Annotated in this window: 15 protein-coding genes; 10 read left to right on the top strand and 5 right to left on the bottom strand. The window is 71.8% G+C overall.

Features of this window, described 5'->3' with window-relative positions:
* A partial coding sequence (locus I73_RS17680; RefSeq protein ID WP_022981830.1) for a Toluene-4-monooxygenase system protein E occupies positions 1-755 on the top strand: 755 nt, incomplete at its 5' end.
* Positions 752-1780 (top strand): 2Fe-2S iron-sulfur cluster-binding protein, encoded by a 1029-nt coding sequence (locus tag I73_RS17685; RefSeq protein ID WP_022981831.1) that lies wholly within the window; start codon positions 752-754, stop codon positions 1778-1780. The genes I73_RS17680 and I73_RS17685, both read left to right, overlap by 4 nt.
* A gap of 34 nt (positions 1781-1814) precedes the next feature.
* Here the strand turns inward: I73_RS17685 and I73_RS17690 are convergent, their stop codons facing one another.
* Positions 1815-3353 (bottom strand): methyl-accepting chemotaxis protein, encoded by a 1539-nt coding sequence (locus I73_RS17690; RefSeq protein WP_026096895.1) that lies wholly within the window; start codon positions 3351-3353, stop codon positions 1815-1817.
* A gap of 311 nt (positions 3354-3664) precedes the next feature.
* On the opposite strand from I73_RS17690, the gene I73_RS17695 reads away from it, so the two are divergent.
* The gene (locus I73_RS17695; RefSeq protein WP_022981832.1) at positions 3665-4303 is read left to right on the top strand and encodes a hypothetical protein; all 639 of its coding nucleotides are present in this window, start codon (positions 3665-3667) and stop codon (positions 4301-4303) included.
* Between the two features lie 21 nt (positions 4304-4324).
* Here the strand turns inward: I73_RS17695 and I73_RS17700 are convergent, their stop codons facing one another.
* The gene (locus I73_RS17700; RefSeq protein ID WP_051049264.1) at positions 4325-6199 is read right to left on the bottom strand and encodes a diguanylate cyclase domain-containing protein; all 1875 of its coding nucleotides are present in this window, start codon (positions 6197-6199) and stop codon (positions 4325-4327) included.
* Between the two features lie 218 nt (positions 6200-6417).
* Here I73_RS17700 and I73_RS17705 point away from each other — a divergent pair, with 218 nt between their 5' ends.
* Complete coding sequence (locus I73_RS17705; RefSeq protein WP_148289840.1) at positions 6418-7011, top strand: hypothetical protein; 594 nt, start codon at positions 6418-6420, stop codon at positions 7009-7011.
* Here I73_RS17705 and I73_RS17710 read toward each other — a convergent pair.
* The 3 genes from I73_RS17710 to I73_RS17720 form a co-directional block, all read right to left on the bottom strand.
* Positions 6996-8924, bottom strand: coding sequence for a B12-binding domain-containing radical SAM protein (locus I73_RS17710; RefSeq protein ID WP_022981835.1), 1929 nt, complete (start codon positions 8922-8924; stop codon positions 6996-6998). The two genes, I73_RS17705 and I73_RS17710, sit on opposite strands and share 16 nt — an antisense overlap.
* 49 nt (positions 8925-8973) lie before the next feature.
* Positions 8974-11385, bottom strand: coding sequence for an ATP-binding protein (locus tag I73_RS31035; protein WP_022981836.1), 2412 nt, complete (start codon positions 11383-11385; stop codon positions 8974-8976).
* 62 nt (positions 11386-11447) lie between these two features.
* A complete protein-coding gene (locus I73_RS17720; protein WP_022981837.1) occupies positions 11448-12449 on the bottom strand; it encodes an LLM class flavin-dependent oxidoreductase in 1002 nt (333 codons plus the stop codon).
* Positions 12450-12495: 46 nt separating this feature from the next.
* Here I73_RS17720 and I73_RS17725 point away from each other — a divergent pair, with 46 nt between their 5' ends.
* The 6 genes from I73_RS17725 to I73_RS17750 form a co-directional block, all read left to right on the top strand.
* Positions 12496-12795: a hypothetical protein gene (locus I73_RS17725; RefSeq protein ID WP_148289841.1), complete on the top strand. Its 300-nt coding sequence runs from the start codon at positions 12496-12498 to the stop codon at positions 12793-12795.
* Between the two features lie 76 nt (positions 12796-12871).
* On the top strand, positions 12872-15640 hold the full coding sequence (locus I73_RS31040) for a PAS domain S-box protein (RefSeq protein ID WP_022981839.1): 2769 nt from the start codon (positions 12872-12874) through the stop codon (positions 15638-15640).
* Positions 15637-16275 (top strand): response regulator transcription factor, encoded by a 639-nt coding sequence (locus tag I73_RS17735; protein WP_022981840.1) that lies wholly within the window; start codon positions 15637-15639, stop codon positions 16273-16275. Before I73_RS31040 ends, I73_RS17735 begins: the two co-directional genes overlap by 4 nt.
* Before the next feature lie 67 nt (positions 16276-16342).
* A complete protein-coding gene (locus tag I73_RS28790; RefSeq protein WP_022981841.1) occupies positions 16343-17416 on the top strand; it encodes an HD domain-containing phosphohydrolase in 1074 nt (357 codons plus the stop codon).
* Between the two features lie 62 nt (positions 17417-17478).
* The gene (locus I73_RS31045) at positions 17479-18897 is read left to right on the top strand and encodes an MASE3 domain-containing protein (RefSeq protein ID WP_148289842.1); all 1419 of its coding nucleotides are present in this window, start codon (positions 17479-17481) and stop codon (positions 18895-18897) included.
* Positions 18848-21163: PAS domain S-box protein (locus I73_RS17750; protein WP_022981843.1), on the top strand; the 2316-nt coding region annotated here is incomplete at its 3' end. The genes I73_RS31045 and I73_RS17750, both read left to right, overlap by 50 nt.

The raw sequence follows: 21163 nt of genomic DNA on the forward strand, positions 1-21163 counted from the left end.
AGATGGTCTACCGCACCTACTACCTGCAGCAGGACGGGCAGGAGACCTATGTGCAGGGCCTGTTCGAGCAGTTCTCGGCCCGGGGTCACGACGCCATGCTGGAGCCGGCCTGGGCCGGCACGCTGGCCCGGCTCTACACCCCGGCGCGCTACCTGTTCCACACGCTGCAGATGGCCTCGGCCTACCTGTCGCAGATGGCGCCGGCGTCGACCATCTCCAACTGCGCCACCTACCAGACGGCCGATGCGCTGCGCTGGCTCACCCACACGGCCTACCGCACCCGCGAGCTGGCCACCGCCTTCCCGGCCGCCGGCTTTGCCACCGGCGAGCGCGCGCGCTGGGAGCAGGACCCGGCCTGGCAGGGCTGGCGCGAGCTGGTCGAGCGCGCGCTCGTCGCCTGGGACTGGGGCGAGAGCTTCACCGCCTTCAGCCTGGTGGTGCGCCCGGCGGTGGAGGAGACGGTGCTGCGCGGCCTGGGCGAGGTGGCGCGCCACAACGGCGACACCCTGATGGGCCTGCTGACCGACGCCCAGCTGCTGGACGCCCAGCGCCACCGCCGCTGGGCCGCCGCCCTGGTGCAGATGGCCCTGCAGACCGAGGGCAACCGTGCGGTGCTGCAGCGCTGGGTGGCCGCCTGGGCGCCGCTGGCCGAGCGCGCCATCGAGCGTTATGTGGCGGCCCTGCCCGAGGCGGGCGACCTGGCCGTCCGGGCCCAGGCCGCCACCCGCCAGTGGCGCGAGGGACTGGGTCTGTGAGCGGCGAGCCGACCGCTCCCGCGCCGCCGCTGCGCATCCAGGTCGAGGGCGGGCCCGCCTTCGAGATGGCCGAGGGCGAGGACACCCTGCTGCGCGCCGCGCTGCGGGCCGGGGTGCCCTGGCCCTACGAGTGCAGCGTCGGCGGCTGTGGTGCCTGCCGCTTCGAGCTGGTCGAGGGCGAAGTGGTCACCCTGTGGCCCGAGGCCCCGGGCCTGTCCGAGCGCGAGCGGCGGCGTGGCAAGCGCCTGGCCTGCCAGTCCCGGCCGCTGCGGGACTGCCGCCTGCGGGTGCGGCTGGAGCCGTCCGATGAGGAGGCCACCATCCCACCCCGGCCCCTGCAGGCCACCGTGGTCGGGCGCCGCCCGATCACGCCCGACATGGACGAGTTCGTCTTGCAGGCGCCCGGACAGGCGCTGTTCGGCCCCGGCCAGTACGCGCTGCTCTACCCGCCGGGCGTGGTGGGCGCGCGGGCCTATTCCATGGCCAACCTGCCCAATGCCGAGGGGCGCTGGGCTTTCGTCATCCGGCGGGTGCCGGGGGGTGCCGGCAGTCAGGCCCTGTTCGCCACGCTCCAGCCCGGGGCCGGCGTCCTGCTGGACGGGCCTTATGGGCATGGCCATCTGCGGCCGGGCGAGCGGGACGTGGTGTGCGTGGCCGGGGGCTCGGGCCTGGGGCCCATGCTGTCGGTGGCGCGCGGCGTGCTGGCGCAGGCGGGCACGCGCCGGGTGCACTTCTTCCTGGGTCTGCGGCAGCAGGCCGAGCTGGGTGCCCTGCGGGAGCTCGATGGGCTGGACCCGGCCCGGCTGCAGGTCCACACGGCCCTGTCGGCCCCGGACCTGGGCCAGCCCTGGGCGGGCCACCGCGGCTTCGTCCACGAGATGATCGAGCCGGCCCTGCCCGGGCCGCTGGACCGGTACGACCACTACTTCGCCGGCCCGCCGCCGATGGTGGAGGCGGTGCAGCAGCTGCTGATGGTGCAGCACCGCGTGCCCTTCGGGCAGCTGCACTTCGACCGCTTCGTCTGACGGGCCGCGCTGCGCGAGGCCCGCGGGCGCGTCCTCAGGCCACCTGGAAGCGGGCGACCGCCTCGCGCAGCCGGTCGCCCTGGGCGTGCAGGCTGGCCGCGGCGGCGGCGCTCTGCTCCACCAGGGCGGCGTTCTGCTGGGTCATCTGGTCCAGCTGCAGCATCGCCGCGTTGACCTCCTCGATGCCCGAGGTCTGGGCGCCCGCGGTGCCGGCGATCTCGGCGATCAGGGCGCTGACCTGTTGTACCGAGTGCACGATGTCGTCCATGGTCTGGCCGGCGCCCTGCACCAGGCGGGCGCCTTGCTCCACCTTGTCGGAGGAGGCGCCGATCAGGCCCTTGATCTCGCGCGCGGCCTCGGCGCTGCGCTGGGCCAGGCTGCGCACCTCGCCGGCCACCACGGCAAAGCCGCGGCCCTGTTCCCCGGCGCGGGCGGCTTCCACCGCGGCGTTCAGGGCCAGGATGTTGGTCTGGAAGGCGATGCCGTCGATCACGCCGATGATGTCGCCGATGCGCTGCGAGGCCTGGGTGATCTCGCCCATGGTGCTCACCACATCGCGCACCACGCCGCCGCCGCGCTGGGCCACCTCGGCGGCGCTGCGGGCCATCTGCTCGGCCTGGCGGGCCACGTCGGTGCTCTGGTGCAGGTTGCCGGCCAGTTGCTGCACGGCCGAGGCGGTGCGCTGCAGGCTGGCGGCCTGCTGTTCGGTGCGGGTCGACAGGTCCATGTTGCCGCTGGCGATCTCGGACGAGGCGGTGGCCACCGAATCCACGCCCGAGCGCACGGTGTGCACCAGGCTGGACAGGCCGCCCTGCATCTCGCCCAGGGAGGTGAGCAGGGCACCGACTTCGTCCCGGCCGCCGGCGGGAATGTGGGCTGTCAGGTCACCCTTGGCCACCGCGCGGGCGCTGCGCGAGGCCTCGCCCAGCGAGGCCACGATGCGGCGTGACAGGAACCAGGCCAGCAGCGTGCCCAGGGCCAGGGCGGCCACCACCGTGCCCAGGATGGCGGTGCGGGTGCGGGTGACGGCGGACTCGGTCGCCTGGACCTGCTCGTCCACCATCACGTCGTTGGCCTTCAGGATGTCGCCCAGGCTGGCGTTCATCGCCTCGAAGGTCTTGCCGTAGTCCCCGCCCAGCGCCTTGGCGCCGAAGTCCCCGCTGAGCATCAGCACCTTCTCGTTGCCCTGCAGGTACCGGGTCCACTGGCCGGCAAAAGCGTCATAGGCGCTGCGTTGCTGGGCGTCGGAGAGCAGGGGCTCGATGTGCTGGCGGATCTGGGCCACCTGGCCGGCGATCTGCTGGATGCGCTGCTTGAAGCCGGCCTGCTCGGTTTCGTCGTCGCTGAGCATGTGGGCGTACTGGGTGGTGCGGAAGGACAGCAGCTCGGCCCGCAGTGCCGCCACCTGGCGGGCCCGGGGCAGGGCGGTGTGCGCCACCTCGCCCACGCTGGCGCCGATGTGGCCCAGCTGCAGCACGGCCAGACCACCCACCCCGACGGTGAGCACCAGCACGGCCGCCATCAGCAGCTGCAGTTTGCGCCCCAGGCGCAGGTTGTCGAACCAGGTGAGCATGGTCGTGTGCGGTGAAAAGACTCGGACATCGGTCCACCCGGGCAGGGCCGGTGGATCGGCTTGTCACGGGCTTATCGGTCGCGCCGGCCCTGGCTTGATTCGGCCGGACCCGGAGTCCCACCGGGCCACCGGGGGAAGAATCCCACCGTTTACGTCATGACATGGTCCTTCGGGTCGGCCAAACCGAGGGCCGGGCCGTTGAAGGGAATAACGCGCAGAAGTCCTTTATTTCGGTGCCTGCGCGGCCGATTCAGCGAGCAGGATGGAGGCATCCATCTTGCTTGCTCCCTTCCCGAAGCCCGATTTCGGTCATGTGCCTGATCATCAAGAAGCCCGCAGGGCGGCAGATTGCCGCTGATTTCCTGGAGAACGTCTGGCAGCGCAACAGCCACGGCTGGGGCGCCTTCCACCGCCATGGCGGGCGCCTGACCTGGGCCAAGGGCATGGCCTTCGACGAACTGCTGGCCTTCAACCGGCAGCTGCCGCTGGACGCCGAGGCCTACCTGCACCTGCGCAAGGCCACCTACGGCCGCATCTGCCACGATCTGGCCCACCCCTATCTGGTGCGCGAGGGCCTGCTGCTGATGCACAACGGCAGCATCCACCACCTGGCTCCCAGCGACCCCGCCCAGAGCGACACTGCCGAGCTGGCCCGCCTGCTGCGCGACATGCTGGCCGGCCTGGACGACACCCAGGCCCAGGCCCTGCTGCGCAGCGAGGGCTTTGCCCGCCTGATGGCGCCGCTGGTGCAAGGCTCCATGGTGCTGCTGTTCGATGCCCAGGGCGCGGTGCGTCTGGGGCGTGACTGGCACACCGTGCAGGCCCACGAGTGGGACGGCGAGATGCCGGGCATCCAGGTGTCCAACACCCACGCCTGGACGCCGAAGCCAAGCGTGCACGCTGCTCCTGCGGCCGGGCGCTGGCGCTGGCTGTCCTGGGCGCTGGGCTGAGGCCGGCGCCGCTTCAGCGCCTCAATGCGGGGTCACCAGGTGGGTGGCGTCGGCAAAGACCATCCGCCCCTTGCCCTGTCGCTTGGCTTCGTACATGGCCGCGTCCGCCGCGGTCAGCAGGGCTTCGGGCGTGTCCGCCTGAACGGGCCCGAACACCACGCCCAGGCTGCCCCGGACCTGCACCGTGGTGGCGCCGTCGGCCAGCGTCATCGGTGCCTGGATGGCGCTCAGGCAGCGCGCGAGGATCGGGCTGACCTCCTCGGGTGAAGCGGTGTCGGCCAGGACGATGGCGAACTCGTCCCCGCCCAGCCGGGCCACCAGGTCGTGGTTGCGAACATGGGCGGCCAGCCGCTCGGCCACCTGCCGCAGCACCGCGTCACCCGCCTCATGGCCATGCCGGTCGTTGATCGACTTGAAGCCGTCCAGGTCCATGTAGGCCAGGGCGATGGCCCGCTGCTCGCACTGTGCCCGGGCCAGCACCTCGCGCAGCCGCTCATCCAGGGAGCGCCGGTTGGCCAGGCCGGTGAGGGCATCGTGCAGGGCCATGTGCTGGGCCTGGGCTTCGCTGTGCTTGAGGCCACTGATGTCGATCAGCATCCAGACCGACTCGTCCTCGGACAAGGCGGTGCCGCTCAGATCCACCCAGATCAGCGCGCCATTGCGGTGGCGCACCCGGATCTGGGTGTGAAAGCTGCCCCGCTCCCGCAGGGCGTGGTGGCCTTCCTGGCCGATGGCCGCGTAGCTGGCATCGTCGGGGTACAGCAACCGGGTGTCCGACCCGATGAGGTCCTTCTTCTCATGGCCGGTGATGGTGACCATCGCCCGGTTGGCCCAGGAGATCCGACGCTTGTGCAGGCGCAGGATCCCCACCCAGTCGTTTTCGATCATCAGGGCCTGCTGCCGGGCCAGGCGCTTGGCGTAGCGCAGCGCGTCCTGCTCCCGTCCCCGCTGGAGGTAGAGGTACACGGAGCCCAGGATCACCAGCAGGATGATCAGGGCGGTGAAGCTCCAATGCCGCCAGGCCGTGGCCCGCCAGGGCACGAAGTACTGCTCGGAGCTCAGGCCGGCGATCAGCAGCAGCGGATAGCCCGGGACCTCCCGGTAGGCATAGATGCGCTCCACGCCGTCCCGGCCCAGGCGGCTGCTGTAGGTGCCCGCGGCGGGCTGGCGGGCCAGCAGGTTGCGCATTTCGGGGGAGATCTCGGTGGTGCCCATGCCATCGGTGTTGGCCGGCCGGCTGGGCATGTGCTGGGCCACCATCCGCAGCGCGCGGTCGCGCAGCAGAATGATGTCCTGCGGACCCAGTGCCAGACGGGCGAAGGTCTCGGCAAACTGGCGCGACGTGATCTCCGCCACCAGGATGCCGCAGGGCTGTCCATCCGGCCCCATCACCCGCAGGGCGCGCATCACCGCCCATTCCCCCACGGCCGGGCTGGGCCGCGGCGGCGACAGCAGCGGGGTGTCGCTGGCCAGCGCCTGCTGCAGGAAACCGAGGTCGTCGATCTGCCGCGGGGGCTGTCCAGGTGACAGCGGGCTGATCCGGCCCTGGCGGTCGACGAAGTGGATGGCCGAGACGAAGGGCACCCGCGGCGCCTGCTCCTGGATGGCCGCCGCCCGTCCCCGGGCGGTGCTGGGGTCGTTCGTCTCGGGGTGTGTCGGCAGGCGCTGGGCGATGCTGGCCAAGGCGTTGTCGACCAGCCGCAGCTCGGCGCCCACCTCGATGCTGACGCTGTGGGCCAGGTTGTCGGCCACCTCGGCGGCCCGGGCCCGTTCTGCGCTGCGGGTGGCCTGCAGGCTCAGGGCCGTGGCCACGCACAGCACCAGCGCCACCAGCAGATTGCCCAGCACCAGCCAGCCGCCCACCCAGCCCATGGGCCGGGCAGCCCAGGACGGCATCGCATCCACCGATCCTGTTTCTTGTTCTTTGACGCGATCCTGCATGCGACGTCGACGAGGCAATGACATTCCAAGTGTATAGGCCCATGGGTGTCTCGCGTCGACCCCGGAGGGTGGCCGCTTTACCCGGTCTTCACCTCGAGGCATCCGGACCACACGCGGCCCCACTAGCCTCCCGCCCATGTGCAATTCGCGCCCTGGGGCGCAGACGAGAAGACATGGTCGATCGACGTGTGGGCCGGCGTGGCTGCCGTTCAGGACTGGGCCTGCTGCTGTTGACGGGGGCGCTGACCGTCAGCGCCCAGGGCCTCCCGGGGGGTGGGATGGGGGGCATGCCGGGCATGGGGGGCGATGGGCCGCGGAGCCGCAGTGGCGGCGTGAAGGCGCCCGAGCATGTGCCCACCCTGGAGGAGCTGATGCCTGCCGATCCCTGGAGGATCTGGCTCGAGAAGCTGGAACAGGCGCGCACGGGGCTGGGGCTGGGGGACGCAGCCCTGCTGGCCTTCGATACCTTCACCCATGAACTGCGGGACGCCCAGGAATACAACATGCGCCGTGTGGAGCGCGCGGTGCGGCATCGGCCCCCGCGCATTTCGGCTGTGGTGGATGTGGGCCGTGACCTGCGGGAGGAGGCTGCGGATGCCGCCGAGTGGCAGGCCGCGCTGACGGATCTGCTGACCCGCTGGCAGGCGCTGCGGGCGGTGTTGTCACCGGCGCAGCAGGGGGCGCTGGATGCGCTCTACACCGAGGCGATGACCCAGGCCCGGGCCATGCCCGCGGGCGCCGGGCGCGGGCCTCAGCCCAAGGACTGAAGCGCCTTGGCAATGCGCTGCCGGCCCACGGTGGGCCGGGGCAGCTTGCCGGGCAGGTGGTCGAACCAGGCGCGCACGTCCTCGTCCAGGCCGATGCCATGCATGTAGTTGTAGATGGCCTTCTTCAGGCCGCGGCCCAGGGCGTCGTGGTCGGTGCCGGTGGGGTCGATGAAGCCGACGTCGTTCCTGGCGAACCTGCCTTCGGGCAGCGGCAGCAGGGTGATGCCGTAGTCCTGGGGCTGCTGGCCCACGGGGGAATGCACGGTGCAGGCGAAGCGGTGGAAGAAGCCGCTGTGGATGCAGCCGTTGTCGAAGAGCTGGCGCACATACTCCAGCGCGTCGATCGTGTCCTGCAGCGTCTGGGTGGGGAAGCCGTACATCAGGTAGGCGTGCACCAGCACGCCGGCGTCGGCAAAGCCCTTGGTCACGCGGGCCACCTGCTCGACCGAGACGCCCTTCTTCATCAGGGCCAGCAGCCGGTCGGAGGCCACCTCCAGCCCGCCGCTGATGGCGACGCAGCCGCTCTCAGCCAGCAACTGGGCCAGCTCGGGCGTGAAGGTCTTCTCGAAGCGCACATTGCCCCACCAACTCACCGGCAGCTGGCGGCGCAGCAGTTCCTCGGCCAGGGCGCGCAGCATCTTGGGCGGCGCGGCCTCGTCGACGAAGTGAAAGCCCGTCTGCCCGGTTTCGGCCACGATGGCCTCCATGCGGTCGACCAGCATCTGGGCGGTGGTGGTCTCGTAGCGGCCGATGTAGTCCAGCCCCACGTCGCAGAAGCTGCACTTCTTCCAGTAGCAGCCCTGGGCCACGGTCAGCTTGTTCCAGCGCCCGTCGCTCCACAGCCGGTTCATCGGGTTGAGCATGTCCAGCAGCGAGAGGTAGCTCTGCAGCGGCAGGCCGTCCCAGGTGGGCGTGCCCACCTCGGCGAAGGGCACGTCGGGCTCGGGCCAGGCGATCAGCCGCACGGTGGCCTCGGCGCCCGCACCTTCACGCACAAAGGTGCGCACCAGGCGCTCGCGGCCGCGCTGGCCCTGCAGGTGCTCCACCAGGGCCAGCAGCGGGCGCTCGCCGCTGTCCAGCGTCACGTAGTCGACAAAGTCGAACAGGCGGGGCTCGGCCAGTTCGCGCAGCTCGGTGTTGACGAAGCCGCCGCCCAGCACGATGGGCAGGTCCGGCTGCAGGGCCTTGGCCGCCTGGGCGATGCGCAGTGCACCGTAGACCGCGCCGGGAAAGGGCACCGACAGCAGCAGCAGCTGAGGCCGGTGGCGGTCCAGCGCCTCGGCCGTCAGCGTGGCCAGGGTGCGGTCCAGCAGGTGGGGCGGGGCGGCCAGGGCTTCGGCCAGCGGGTCGAAATGCGGCTGGGCGGTGGCCAGCTTCTCGGCGTAGCGCACGAATTCGAAGCGCGGGTCCACCGCCTCGCGCACCACGTCGGCCAGGTCGTTCAGGTAGAGCGTGGCCAGGTGGCGGGCCCGGTCCTGCAGGCCCAGGGCGCCGAAGGCCCAGGCCAGCGGGTCCTCGCCCTCTTCGGCGGGGTAGCTGTCCAGGGCCTGGAAGCGCGCGCCCTCGGGCAGGAAGCTGCGGGTGTTGATGCGGTGGGCCAGCGTGGGGTCGCGCCCCTGCAGAAAGGCGATGACCCGGGCCACGGTGGTGCGGTAGGCGTCGAAGGCGGCCAGGAAGTGGTGGACCTGCGGCGGGCGCTGGCGCTCCGGCAGGGCCTGTGCCGCCGTGCGCAGCGCGTCCAGGCCGGTGGGCGTGAACAGGCGCAGCACCAGGCCCAGGGCCAGGTCTTCCTGCTGCGCGTCAAGGCCGCGCGAGCGCAGAAAGCCGGTCAGGTAGGCGGTGGAGGGGTAGGGCGTGTTCAGCTGCGTCATCGGCGGGATGAGGCTGAGCACGCGGTACGGGGTCGGGGTCATGCGGGAGGCGCGGCCGGAATGCGAGGCGGCCGGGCGCCGCCAGGGGCGGTCATTGTGCCAGCGGGGCGGCCGAGACGCCCTGGCCCTCGGGGCGTGGCCGGCTCAGCAGCTGGCGCAGGCGCAGCAGCAGCTCGTCCCGGCCCATGGGCTTGACCCAGAGGTCGATGAAGCCGGCGTCCAGGGCCTGGTCGCGCCGGCAGGGCAGGGCGTCGGCCGAGAACATCACCGCCCGCGGCGGCGGACCCGGGCGCCGCCGCAGCTGCTTGAGCAGGTCCACCCCATCCATGTCGGGCAGCTGACCATCGATGATCCAGAGGTCGGCGATGGTGGGGCTGGCCAGGGCCTGGGCACCGTCGTGGCAGACCGTCACCTCCAGGCCCGGCTCGGCGGCCAGCATGGCCTGCAGCAGCAGGACATTGGTCTCGTCGTCCTCCACGTAGGTGATGCGGGCGTGCAGGGCCGGGGCGGGCGGGAGTGCCGAGGGCAGCTGCGACGCGGCCGTCACCGGTGGCGCCATGCGCTGCAGGCTCACGGTGAAGCGGGAGCCCTCGCCCAGGCGGCTGTGCACCGTCACGCTGCCGCCCATGGCTTCCAGCAGGCGCTTCACATTGGACAGGCCCAGGCCCAGGCCCTCGATGCCGGGGTCGGGCGTGGCCAGCCGCTCGAAGGGCTGGAACAGCCGGGGCAGGTCTTCCTCGGCGATGCCGCAGCCATCGTCTTCCACCGCGATGCTGACCCGTGCGCCTTCGGCCTGCCATTGCAGGCGGACATGGCCGCCGGCCTGGTTGTACTTGATGGCATTGCTCAGCAGATTGGCCAGCACCTGCAGCAGCCGCGTGCGGTCACCGCGCACCCAGTCGGGGGTCAGGACGCCTTGCTCGCGGGGCCATTCGAGCTGAACCCCCGCGGTGCGGGCCTGTGCCTGCACCAGGTGCACCGCCGAGGCGACCAGCGGCCCGATCGGCACCGCATCGTCGCGCTGGCGGATGCTGTCACGCGCATCCAGGCTGGCCACGGCCAGCACATCGTTGACCAGGGCCAGCAAATGCTCCCCGGCCTCGCGGATGTGCATCACGTCCTCGCGCTGGGCCTCGCTCAGGGCCGGGGCCTGGCGGGTCAGCAGCATGTCGGCAAAGCCCAGCACCGCGGCCAGCGGCGTGCGCAGATCGTGGCTCCAGCGGGCCAGGAACTCGGTCTTGGCGCGCGCGGCCTCATGGCCGGCCAGGGCTTCGGCCCGCTCGCGCACCGCGTTCTGCAGGCGCTGGCGCATGTCGTCGAGCGCCGCGGACAGCCGGGCGATCTCATCGCTGCCCACCACCTGGACCCGGTCGTTGAACTGGCCGTCGGCCAGGCGGCGGGAGGCGCGCTGCAGGTCCCGCAGGCGCAGCACGGTGGAGCGTTCGAAGCCGCGGTAGATCAGCAGCAGGATCAGCACCACCAGGCCCATGCCCAGCAGCGACCCGGCGCGGCCACGCTGGGCGGCGGCCAGATCCTGCTGCGAATGGGCCATCAGCAGGCTGGAAAAGGTGGTGGTGACCTCGGCCAGACGGTTGATGGCGAAGCTGCCTTCGCGGAAGTGCTCGGCGGCGGCGGCCGTGCCGCCCTCGTGCCCCATCACCATCGTCATCGAGCGCTGGGTGAAGATGTCGGCTTCGTTCAGGGCCGCGCTCAGGGGGGCGGGTTGGTCCGGGCGGGCCAGCAACTGGTCGGTCTCGGCCAGGGCTTCGCGGGCGCTTTGCGTCACCTCCAGCTGCTGGGCGGCCCCGCCGGCGTACATCATGTAGCGGCTGATGTCTTCGTCGGCATAGGCCTCCTGGGTCAGCACGGCGCTGCCCCAGCCGCGCTGGCGCCCCAGGGCCTCGAGCAGCATGGGCAGCTGCTGGAAGGCCAGGTGGAGCAGGGCGGATTCCCGGTGGCCATCCGGGCCCAGGTCGGGGCCCACGCCCACCCGTGCGTTCAGGTTCAGCAGCGCGTCGATCACCGCGTTGTGGCGTCTGAAGTTGCGCTCCGGCTGCCCCGGGTCGCTCAAGCGCATCAGGTCGTGCACCTCGGTCACCAGGCTGGGGCCGCGGGGCGGGTCGGCGGTGCGCCACTGGTCGGCGGGGATGCTCTCCTGGGCCTCGTGCAGCAGCCGGTCGACCTGCTTCTGCTGCTGGACCAGTTCGGTGCTGGCGCCTTCTTCCCCGGCCAGGATGCGGGCCGACAGGCCCCGGTGCACGGCCAGGGCCAGGGCCAGGTCGCGCAAATGGCTGCTGCGCAGCAGGGCCGATTCCCGGGCCTGGGCCTGATCCACCCGCTGGTCGTACCGGGACGCGACGAAGCCCACCAGGGTGGACAGCGGGCCGGCCAGCACCATGCCGATGACCACGAACTTCGTGCGGAAGCTCAGGTGGTCGAACAGGTGCTGCGGGGCCTTGATCCAACGGCGGGAGCGCAACGACAGGGCGGACAGCAAGGACATGGGTGGAGCCTGGAACCGGCGCCGACCATGGTAGCGGTCCGCGGGCCGGCGGTGCAGGCCCGCTAGGCGAAATGCGTCACGTCCTTCAGTCGTCGGTAGGAGTCCTGCCGTGCCAGCGGGTCGTGCACGGGGCAGGCGACGATCAGCTCGTCGGCCTGGGTGCGTTCCAGCAGCTGGCCGAGCTGCTCGGTGACCCGCGCGGCATCCCCCACGGCGCTGACCGCCAGCATCCGCTGGACCCCGGCCTGCTCCTCCGGCCGCCACAGGCGGGCCAGTTCCGCCGGGTCGATGGGCCGTGGCAGGGGGCCGCGCTGGCCGCGCAACATGCCCAGCACCCGCAGCTGGGCCGAGGTGAAGAGGTGCTCGGCCGCCTCGTTGCTGTCGGCCACGATGACGTTGCAGCCCACCATGGCGTGGGGCCGCGGCCAGCGTTCGGAGGGGCGGTAGCTGCGGCGGTAGATGTCCAGGGCTTGGTCCAGCATGTCGGGCGCGAAATGCGAGGCGAAGGCAAACGGCAGCCCCAGCCAGGCCGCCAGCTGGGCGGAGAACAGGCTGGAGCCCAACAGCCAGACCGGCACCTCGGTGCCGCGGCCGGGGATGGCGCGCACGGCCTGGCCCGGGCGATCCTCGGCGGCCAGGTAGCCGATCAGCTCCTGCACGTCGCGGGGGAACTCGTCCTCGCTGCCCGCCAGCGCCTGGCGGCGCAGGGCGCGGGCGGTGGCTCCGTCCGTCCCAGGCGCGCGGCCCAGGCCCAGGTCGATGCGCCCCGGGAACAGGGTGGCCAGGGTGCCGAACTGCTCGGCCACCACCAGCGGGGCGTGGTTGGGCAGCATGATGCCGCCGGAACCGACGCGGATGCGGGAGGTGGCGGCCGCCACCTGGCCGATGAGCACCGCGGTGGCGGAGCAGGCCAGCCCGTCCATGTTGTGGTGTTCGGCCAGCCAGTAGCGCTGGTAACCCCATTCGTCGGCCAGGCGGGCCAGTGCCACGGTGTTGCCGATGGCCTGGGCGGGGGTGCTGCCCTCGGGAATGGGGACGAGGTCGAGGATGGACAAGGCGGTCATGGACCGTATCCTGCCCGAGGGGCGCCAACCGTTCACAATGGAGGGCATGAAGACCTTGTTTTCGATGCTGTTCAAGGCTGTTGTCACCACCCTGGGGCTGGTGCTGATGGCCGGCCTGCTGCTGGCGGGCTTGCTGACGGCGGTGATCGTCCTGCTGTGGGCCCGCCTGCGCGGCCGTCCGCTGCCGCCGGTCAACCTGCGCTGGGGGCGCGCCGGCGGCTTCTCGGCAGGGGCCGGCCGCCCGGCGGGCGAGGTGGTCGACATCGAGGCTCGGGAGGTGGGTGCGTCCTGCGCCGCCCGCCCCGGTGCCGCCCGGCCGGCATTGAAGGAGCCCGGGGCCCGATGAAGCCGCTCGAACATGGGCCATCGCCGGTCCGCGCAGGAGCACCCACGTCTTGAACCCCCACGCCCGTCTCCCCAGGATGCCCCAGCCGCCGGATCTGGCCGCGGCGGGCCTGGTGGTGGCCGGCGTCCTGACCCTGGCGTCCCTCTGGCCGCCGGTGCAGGCCTGGCTGCCGGAATGGAGTCTTCCGACCCGGCTGGCCTTTCTGATGGTGGTCGGCGCGCTGTGGGGGCGTCAGGCCCATCCCCGCCTGGCGGCGGCCCTGGCCGCGGGCGCGACGCTGCTGGTGCTGGTCGCGGCGCTGTCCCAGGGCCTGGCGCATGCGTCGGCGGATGCCACATGGCCCCCGGCGGGCTGGGCTTCGCTGCGGCTGGGGCTGGCCTTGGCCGGGCTGCTGGCCTGGGGCTGCACCGGGCCCGCGCCCGCCCGAGCGGGCTGGATCTGGCTGGGGGCCGCCGCGCAGCTGGGCGTGGCCACCTCGGCCTGGGCCGCGCCGGGGCCGTCCTGGCCCACCCGGGCCGTGCTGGCCCTGCTCGCGCTGGGGGCGCTCTGGCTGGCCCGGTCCCAGCCCGTCCCCGCGGGGCTGATCCGGCGGCTGGAGGGGGGCCTGAACTGGCTGCGGCAGCACCCGGGCCCGTCCCATCTTCCTGCCCCGCCGGTGGCGGCGCCGGGGACGGCTCCTGCGGCGCCGGCCGATCCGCGGGAGCTCAGCCGCAGCCTGCTGCAGCTGGCCGGCTGGGGCATGGCCATGGTGTCGCTGGGCGAGGAGCCCCGCATCCTGGCCTGCAACCCGGCCTTCGCGGGCCTGCTGGGCCATGACGTCGAGGCCCTGGAGGGCCTGCTCGAACGGCGCTGCCTGGTGCCGGCCTGCTGGGTGGCCCTGGCCACCGCGCGGGCCCAGGCCCTGATCCAGGGCAGTGCCCAGGTGGAGTTGCGCCACCGCCACCACAACGGCGACGAGCTGGCGACCCTGGCGCATCTCACCCTGGTCCGGGATGCCGCCGGGCAGCCATCCCATTACCTGGTCAGCGTGCAGGACATCGGCGCGCTCAAGCAGGTCCAGCAGCAGGCCCTGGGCCTGGCCACCCAGCTGCACGCCGTGCTGGAGGCCATGCCCGTGGGGGTGTGGATCGGCGACGCCCAGGGGCAGACCGAGCGGGTCAATCCCGCCGTCCAGTCGCTGGGCCTCTACGGCCGGGCGGAGCCGGCCTGCGGGCGGGGCGACCACGAATCCCTGATGCGCCGGGCGGTGATCACCGGTGACGTGGTGCGCAGCGGCCTGCGGTCGGTCCTGGATGCCCAGGGCGTGCTGCGCGAGATCCAGATCACGGCCAAACCCATCTTCGACGCCCGGGGCCGGGCGGTCGGCGTGCTGGCCGTGGACGAGGACCTGACCGAGGCCCGGCGCAGTGCCCTGGCCCTGCGGCATTCCAGCGAGCTGCTGGAGCGCATCTTCAATGCCAGCATGGCGGGCATGGCCCTGGTCAACGAGGCCGGCGAGGTGGTGCGCTGCAACCTGGCCTGGCGTCTGCTGGTCGACGCGATGGAGGGCCAGTCGCTGCTGGCCACGCTGGCGCCGGCCGATCTGATCACCGTGCGCGAGGAGCTCGCGGCCATCGCGCGCGGCGAGCACGGCATGCACATGGGCGAGCACGCGGTGCGGCGTCCGGCCGCGGCGCTGGCCTGGACCTCCCTGGCGCTGAGCCGGCTGCCCGGGGAGCGCGACGAGCAGGTGCGGCTGCTGGTCCAGGCCGCCGACGTGGAGGCCCGCCGGCGGGCCGACGAGGAGATCGCCGCGGCACGCCTGCGCCTGGCCGCGGCCCAGCGCATGGCCGGCATGGGCGAATGGCGCTTGGACATCGATCGCGGGCTGGTGATCTGCTCGATGGAACTGCTGCGGCTGCTGGGCTATGGCCCCTCGGATCAGGTGCTGCCCCGGGGCAGCTGGATCGAACGCATGCCGCCCGAAGACCGTGCGAGCTACGCCGCGGCGCTGGAGCGGGCCTTGAACGGCGACGGCCGCCTGAGCCTCGACACCCGCCTGAAGCGCCCCGACGGGGAGGTCATGGTGGTTCACCTGCACGCGGTGATGCAGCGCAGCGGCAGCGGCAGGGTGCTGATGGGCACGCTGCAGGACGTGACCGAGCGCAAGCGCATCGAGGACGCGCTGCGGAGCTCGCGCGAGCAGTTGCGCGCGCTGGTGGTCTACGAGGGCCAGCTGATCGAGGACGAGCGCAAGCGCATCGCCCGCGAGGTGCATGACGAGCTGGGGCAACTGGTCACCGCTCTGCGCATGGACCTGTCCATGCTGCGCCAGAGCCTGCCCGAGGAGCCGCAGGCCCTGGAGCGCGCCGATCGCATGCGCCAGACCATGGCCACCATGAGCAATGTGGTGCGGCATGTGGCCTCGCACCTGCGGCCCGGCGCCCTGGACATGGGCCTGGTGGCCGCCATAGAGTGGCTGGCCGAGGATTTCTCGCTGCGCTGGGAAACCCGCTGCCAGCTGGAGCTGGCCCACGACCTGGAGCCCAGCCTGCCAGAATCGGTGGCCCTGGCCCTGTTCCGCGCGGTGCAGGAGTCGCTCACCAACATCGCCAAGCATGCCCAGGCCACCCAGGTCACCATCGGACTGGAGCCGCGCGGTACCCTTCTGCACTTGACGGTGCGCGACAACGGCCGGGGTTTCGACCCGGCCGTGGTGGCCGCGCGCCGGGGTGGCGGGCTGGGCTTGCTGGGCATGCGCGAGCGCATGCTGGCCATCGGCGCCGTCATTGACATTGCCACCGGGCCCAACGGCACGGTGGTGGATATCCTCTACGACATGGACAAGAATCCGAGCACACCATGAATCCGATCCACGTCATCCTCGCGGACGATCACAGCATCGTGCGCAGCGGCCTGCGCCAGCTGCTGGACAGCATCGATGGACTCCAGGTCGTTGGCGAGGCCGCCAACGGCGAGGCCCTGCTGGAGGTGCTGGCCGGCACACCGGCCGACATCCTGCTGCTGGATCTTTCCATGCCCGGCTTGAGCGGGGTGGACCTGATCAACCGCGTCCGCCACCTGCACCCCAAGCTGCCGGTGATGGTCCTGTCCATGCATGCCGAGGCGCCGATCGTCGCGCGCGTGCTGCGCGCCGGAGCCTCCGGTTACGCCACCAAGGATTGCGACCCGGGCACCCTGGTGGCCGCGGTGCGCCGGGTGGCCGAGGGCGGTCGCTTCATCGATCCCTCCCTGGTCGACTCGGTGGTGTTCCAGGTCGACCGCCCCGAATCGCAGCCCCATGATCTGCTGTCTCCGCGCGAGCGTGAGGTGCTCGAGCGCATTGCCGCGGGCCAGGCGCTGGGCGACATCGCCGACGAGCTGCACCTCAGCCCCAAGACGGTCAGCACCCACAAGATGCGGCTGATGCAGAAGCTGAACCTGCAGACCAATGCCGACCTGCTGAAGTACGCGGTGCGGCACGGCATCACCAACGGCTAGCCGCTGTTCGCCCGACCCGGACCGCCGGCCGCGCCAAGAGAAGCCCGCCACCGCTCAGGACACGACCATGGATTTTCCCGCCTCTGTTGCTGGCGCTCCGCTGCTGAGCGGGGAGCCGCCCTTCCGGGTGCTGCTGGTGGATGACGAGCCGCTGCAATGGACCCTGGTGCAGGAGATCCTGTCCGGGTCGGGCTTCGAGCTCGAGATTGCCGCCGATGGGCTGCAGGGACTGGCCTGCCTGGGGCGGTCCGACTTCGACGTGATCCTCACGGACCGCCGCATGCCGGGCATGGATGGCGACGAGTTCTGCCGCCAGGTGCGGCGCCAGCCCGGCCTGGCCATGCTGCCCATCCTGATGGTCACCGGCAGCACCGCCTCCAGCGATCTGCTGGCCGGACTCTCGGCCGGGGCCGACGACTTCCTGGGCAAGCCCTACAACCCGGTCGAACTGCTGGCCCGTGTGCGGGTGGCGGCCCAGCGCAAGCGGGCGATGGACCAGCTCGACAACACCGAATCCACCCTGTTCGCCCTGGCGCGCATGGTCGAGGCCAAGGATGAGAACACCGGCGACCACTGCAGCCGTCTGGCGCACAAGGCCGTCGGCTTCGGCCTGGCCCTGGGCTTGCCCTCGCCCGAGCTGCAGGCCCTGCGGCGGGGCGGGGTGCTGCACGACATCGGCAAGCTGGGCATTCCCGACCACATCCTGCTCAAGCCGGGCGCCCTGACGGACGAGGAGTGGGCCGTGATGCGCCAGCACACCACCATCGGCTATCACCTGGTGTCCAAGCTGCGCAGCCTGCGGCTGACCGCGCCCATCATCCGCCACCACCACGAGCGCTGGGACGGCAGCGGCTACCCGGATGGCCTGGCCGGGGAGGCCATCCCCTTGCTGGCCCGCGTGTTCCAAATCGTGGACATCCACGACGCCCTGACCTTCGAGCGCCCCTACAAGCCGGCGTTCAGCGAGGCTCAGGCCCGCGCCATCCTGGAAGAGGAGCGCGACCGGGGCTGGCGGGATCCGGCCCTGGTCCGCGCCTTCTTCGACTGGATCGGGCGGGATCCCGGCTGGGCCGATCCGCCGGCCTCGCCCACGGACGACCTCGGGGTGCAGCTGTACGCCAGCCTGTCTAGCGCAGACTGAGGCCGGTCGCGGCCCCCCTGCCTGCTCGATTGGCCTGACCGATCTGCCCACCCGATCTCCTCGTGTCTCAAGAGTCCCCTTCCTCCCTGCGTCTGCATCTGGGCGACCCCGGCCCGGAGTGGCGGCGTGCGTTGCCCTGGATGCTGCCCATCCTGGTGCTGCTGGTGCTGGAGTACTCGCCCTGGCGCGCGGCACTGAGCTTCCCGCTGTCGAGCTACCTGGGCTTCCACACCTTCGTCGAGCTGATCGCCATGACGATGGGCCTGGTGTGCTTCGGTCTGCTGTGGCTGACGCCGGCCACGGCGGTGCGGACCTCGACCGTGGTGCTGGCCTGCGCGGTGGCGGCCGCCTCCGGGCTGGACCTGCTGCACATGCTGTCCTATGCGGGCATGCCCGCGCTGGTCACGCCGTCCAGCCCGGAAAAGGCCATCGCCTTCTGGCTGGCCGGGCGATCGGCCATGGCCCTGGGGGTGTTGGTGGCCGCCTGGGCGCCGCCTCGCCGCACGATCTCCGCCGGGCAACGCTACCTCTGGCTGGCCCTCGCCCTGGCCGCGATGCTGGGCATCAGCGGGTTCATCCTCTGGCACCCGGAGGCCCTGCCGCGCACCTACCTGCCCGGCCAGGGCCTGACCTCCTTCAAGGTCGGCTTCGAGCTGGTGCTCGTGGGCATGAACCTGCTGGCCGCGGCCCGCTTGCAGCGGGTGGCCCGGCGGGTGGGCACACCGGCGGTGACCCTGGCCGTGTCGGCCATGTTCTGCGCGGTGGCCGAGCTCTGCTTCGCCAGCTACGCCAGCCCCTCGGACATGCTCAATGCCCTGGGGCATGTGGCCAAGATCCTGGCCTATGCCTACCTGGTCCGCACCGCCTACCTTTTGTCCCTGCGGCTGCCGCTGGCGCGAGCCGGGGGGCTGGCCGATGCCTTGACGGCCAGCGGCAACCCGACCCTGATCTGTTCCGAGCTGGGCACCATCCACTGGGTCAATCCCGCCTTCACCCGCGCCACGGGTTACGAGCTGGCCGAGCTGCGCGGGCGCAGCCTGGCCCGGCTGTGCGGCGGCGACCTCCGCTGGTCCGAGCAGCAGGCCGCGATGGCCGATGGCCAGGCCTGGCAGGGCCACGTCACCATGCGGCGCAGGGACGGCAGCAGCTACCTCGATGACCGCCGCCTGACCCCCATCCGCAACGGCCAGGGCCACCTCAACGCCTATGTGATGACCGGCGAGGACATCACCGAACGCGAGGCCCAGGCCCGTGCGCTGGCGGCCGGAGAGGAGCGGCTGCGGGCCCTGCTGGCCTCGGCCCCGGACGCGGTGATCGTCATCGATGCCGTGGGCACGGTGCTGCTGGCCAACCCGGCGACCGAACAGCTGTTCGGACATGGCCGGCCGAGAATGGTGGGGCAAAACGTCCGCATGCTGATGCCGGGGGAAGGTGGCCCAAGCCCACGACGACCATCTGATGCGCTACCTCCAGACGGGTGATCCGCGCATCATCGGCCATGGCCGGGATGTGCAGGGCCTGCACCGCGAGGGGCACCGGCTGGACCTGCACCTGACCATCGGCGAAGCCCAGCTGCCCGACGGCAAGGTCTACATCGGCTTCATCCGTGACATCCGGGAGCAGCGCCAGGCCCAGCGTGCGCTGGCCGAACGCGAGCAGCGCTACCGGGCCCTGATGGACACGGCCATCGACGGGGTGATCCTGTGTGACCTCCAGGGACGCATCCTGGAGGTCAACGATGCCTATTGCCGCCTGTCGGGCTACAGCCGCGACGAGCTCAAGCGCATGAGGATCGTGGACCTGCAGGCCGGGCTGGATGCCGCGGGTGTGGCCGACCGCATCCGCAGCGTGGTGCAGCACGGTAGCCTGCAGTTCGAGAACCTGCACCGCAGCAAGCAGGGGGTGGTCTGGCCGGTGGAGGTCTCGGTCGCCCACTGGGCGGTCGATGGGGGGCAGCTCTTCATCTTTGCCCGCGACCTCAGCGCGCGCAAGGCCGGCGAGCGGGCGCTGCGCGAGAGCGAGGAGCGGCTGGCCCTGGCCCTGCGTGGCGCCAACGACGGGCTCTGGGACTATGACTTCCTGGAGCAGTCGCTCTTTCTGTCGGCCCGCTGGAAGGAGATGCTGGGCTATGACGACGCCGAGCTGCCCAGCCAGCTCGACTGGGTGCGCCGGCTGCTGCACCCGGAGGACGCGCTGAGCGCCCATGCCGCCGTGGCCGACCTGCTGGCCGGGCGCAGCGGGGACCGCTTCGAGGTGGAGCTGCGCCTGCGCCACAAGGAGGGTCACTGGACCCCGGTGCTCTGCCGTGGCCAGCTGGTGCGCGACGAGGCCGGCCAGGCCCTGCGCCTGATCGGCACCCACCAGGACCTCAGCGAGCGCCAGCGGGCCGAGCAGTCCCTGCGCGAGAGCGAGGACAAGCTGCGCAGCCTCTTCGAGCTCTCGCCCCTGGGCATCGCCATGTGCACGCTGGAAGGGCGCCTGGTCGAGTTCAACGAAGCCTACCGTGCCCTGCTGGGCTTCGACGCCGCCACGCTGCGCAGCATGACCTACTGGGAGCTCACGCCGCCGGAATACGTGCAGGCCGAAGCCGAGCAGCTCCAGGCCGTGGCCCACACCGGCCGCTACGGCCCCTATGAAAAGGAATACCTGCGCGCGGACGGCAGCCGCGTGCCGGTGCGCATGAACGGCGTGCGCATCGAGCTGGCCGGCCAGCCCTACCTCTGGTCCATCACCGAGGACCTGAGCGCCCAGCGCCGCGTGGAGGCCGAGCGCCAGGCCCTTGCGCAGCAGCAGATGCAGTCCCAGAAGCTCGAGGCGCTGGGCCAGCTGACCGGCGGCATTGCGCACGACTTCAACAACATGCTCGGCGGCATCCTGGGCCTGGCCAGCCTGGGGCTGGAGCGCCACATCGAGGACCCGGACAGCAAGCTGGCCCAGTACCTGCGGGAGATCGTGCGCACCAGCGAACGGGGCCGGGATCTGGTGGCCAAGATGCTGGCCTATGTCCGCACCGGCGAGCCCGCCGCCAGCCCTCCCCGGGCGCTGCAGCCGGTGATCGGCGAGGTTTGCGATCTGCTGCGCGCTTCGATGCCCGAGGGCGTCAGCCTGGACTGCCTCTGTGCGGAGCCGGTGCCCGCGGCCCGCATCTCCGCGGTCGATCTGCACCAGATCGTGATGAACCTCGTGCTCAATGCCCGGGACGCCGTCGGACCCGGCGGGCGCATCCAGGTGGCGCTGCGCCACCAGCGCCGCGTGCCCACCCCCGCTGGCGGGGGGCTGTGCGGCCATTGCCACCACCCGCTGCCGGACGATGCCGTGGTGCTGGAGGTGCGCGACAACGGTTCGGGCATCCCGCCCGAGCTGCGCTCCCGCATCTTCGACCCCTTCTTCACGACCAAGACGGTGGGCAAGGGCACGGGCCTGGGGCTGGCCTCGGTGACCGGCCTGGTGCACCGGGCGGGCGGGCATGTGCAGGTGGAGTGCCCGCCCGAGGGCGGCACGCTGATGCGGGTACTGCTGCCGGCTGCGGGCGAGGCGGTGGCCGTGGCGGCCCCGACCGCGGCCGCGCCGGTGGCCCTGCCTTCGGGCGGCGCGGTCTGGGTCGTGGATGACGATCCCGTGGTGCTGGTGTTCCTGACCGAGCTGTTGCGCGAGAGCGGCTTCGAGGTCCAGGCCTTTGCCGATCCCCAGCCGGCGCTGGCGGCCTTGCGCGCCGTGCAGGCCCGGCCGCAGGCCCACCCCGTGGCC

Source organism: Ideonella sp. B508-1 (assembly GCF_000333615.1).
In the GTDB taxonomy this organism is placed as follows: Bacteria; Pseudomonadota; Gammaproteobacteria; order Burkholderiales; family Burkholderiaceae_C; genus Ideonella.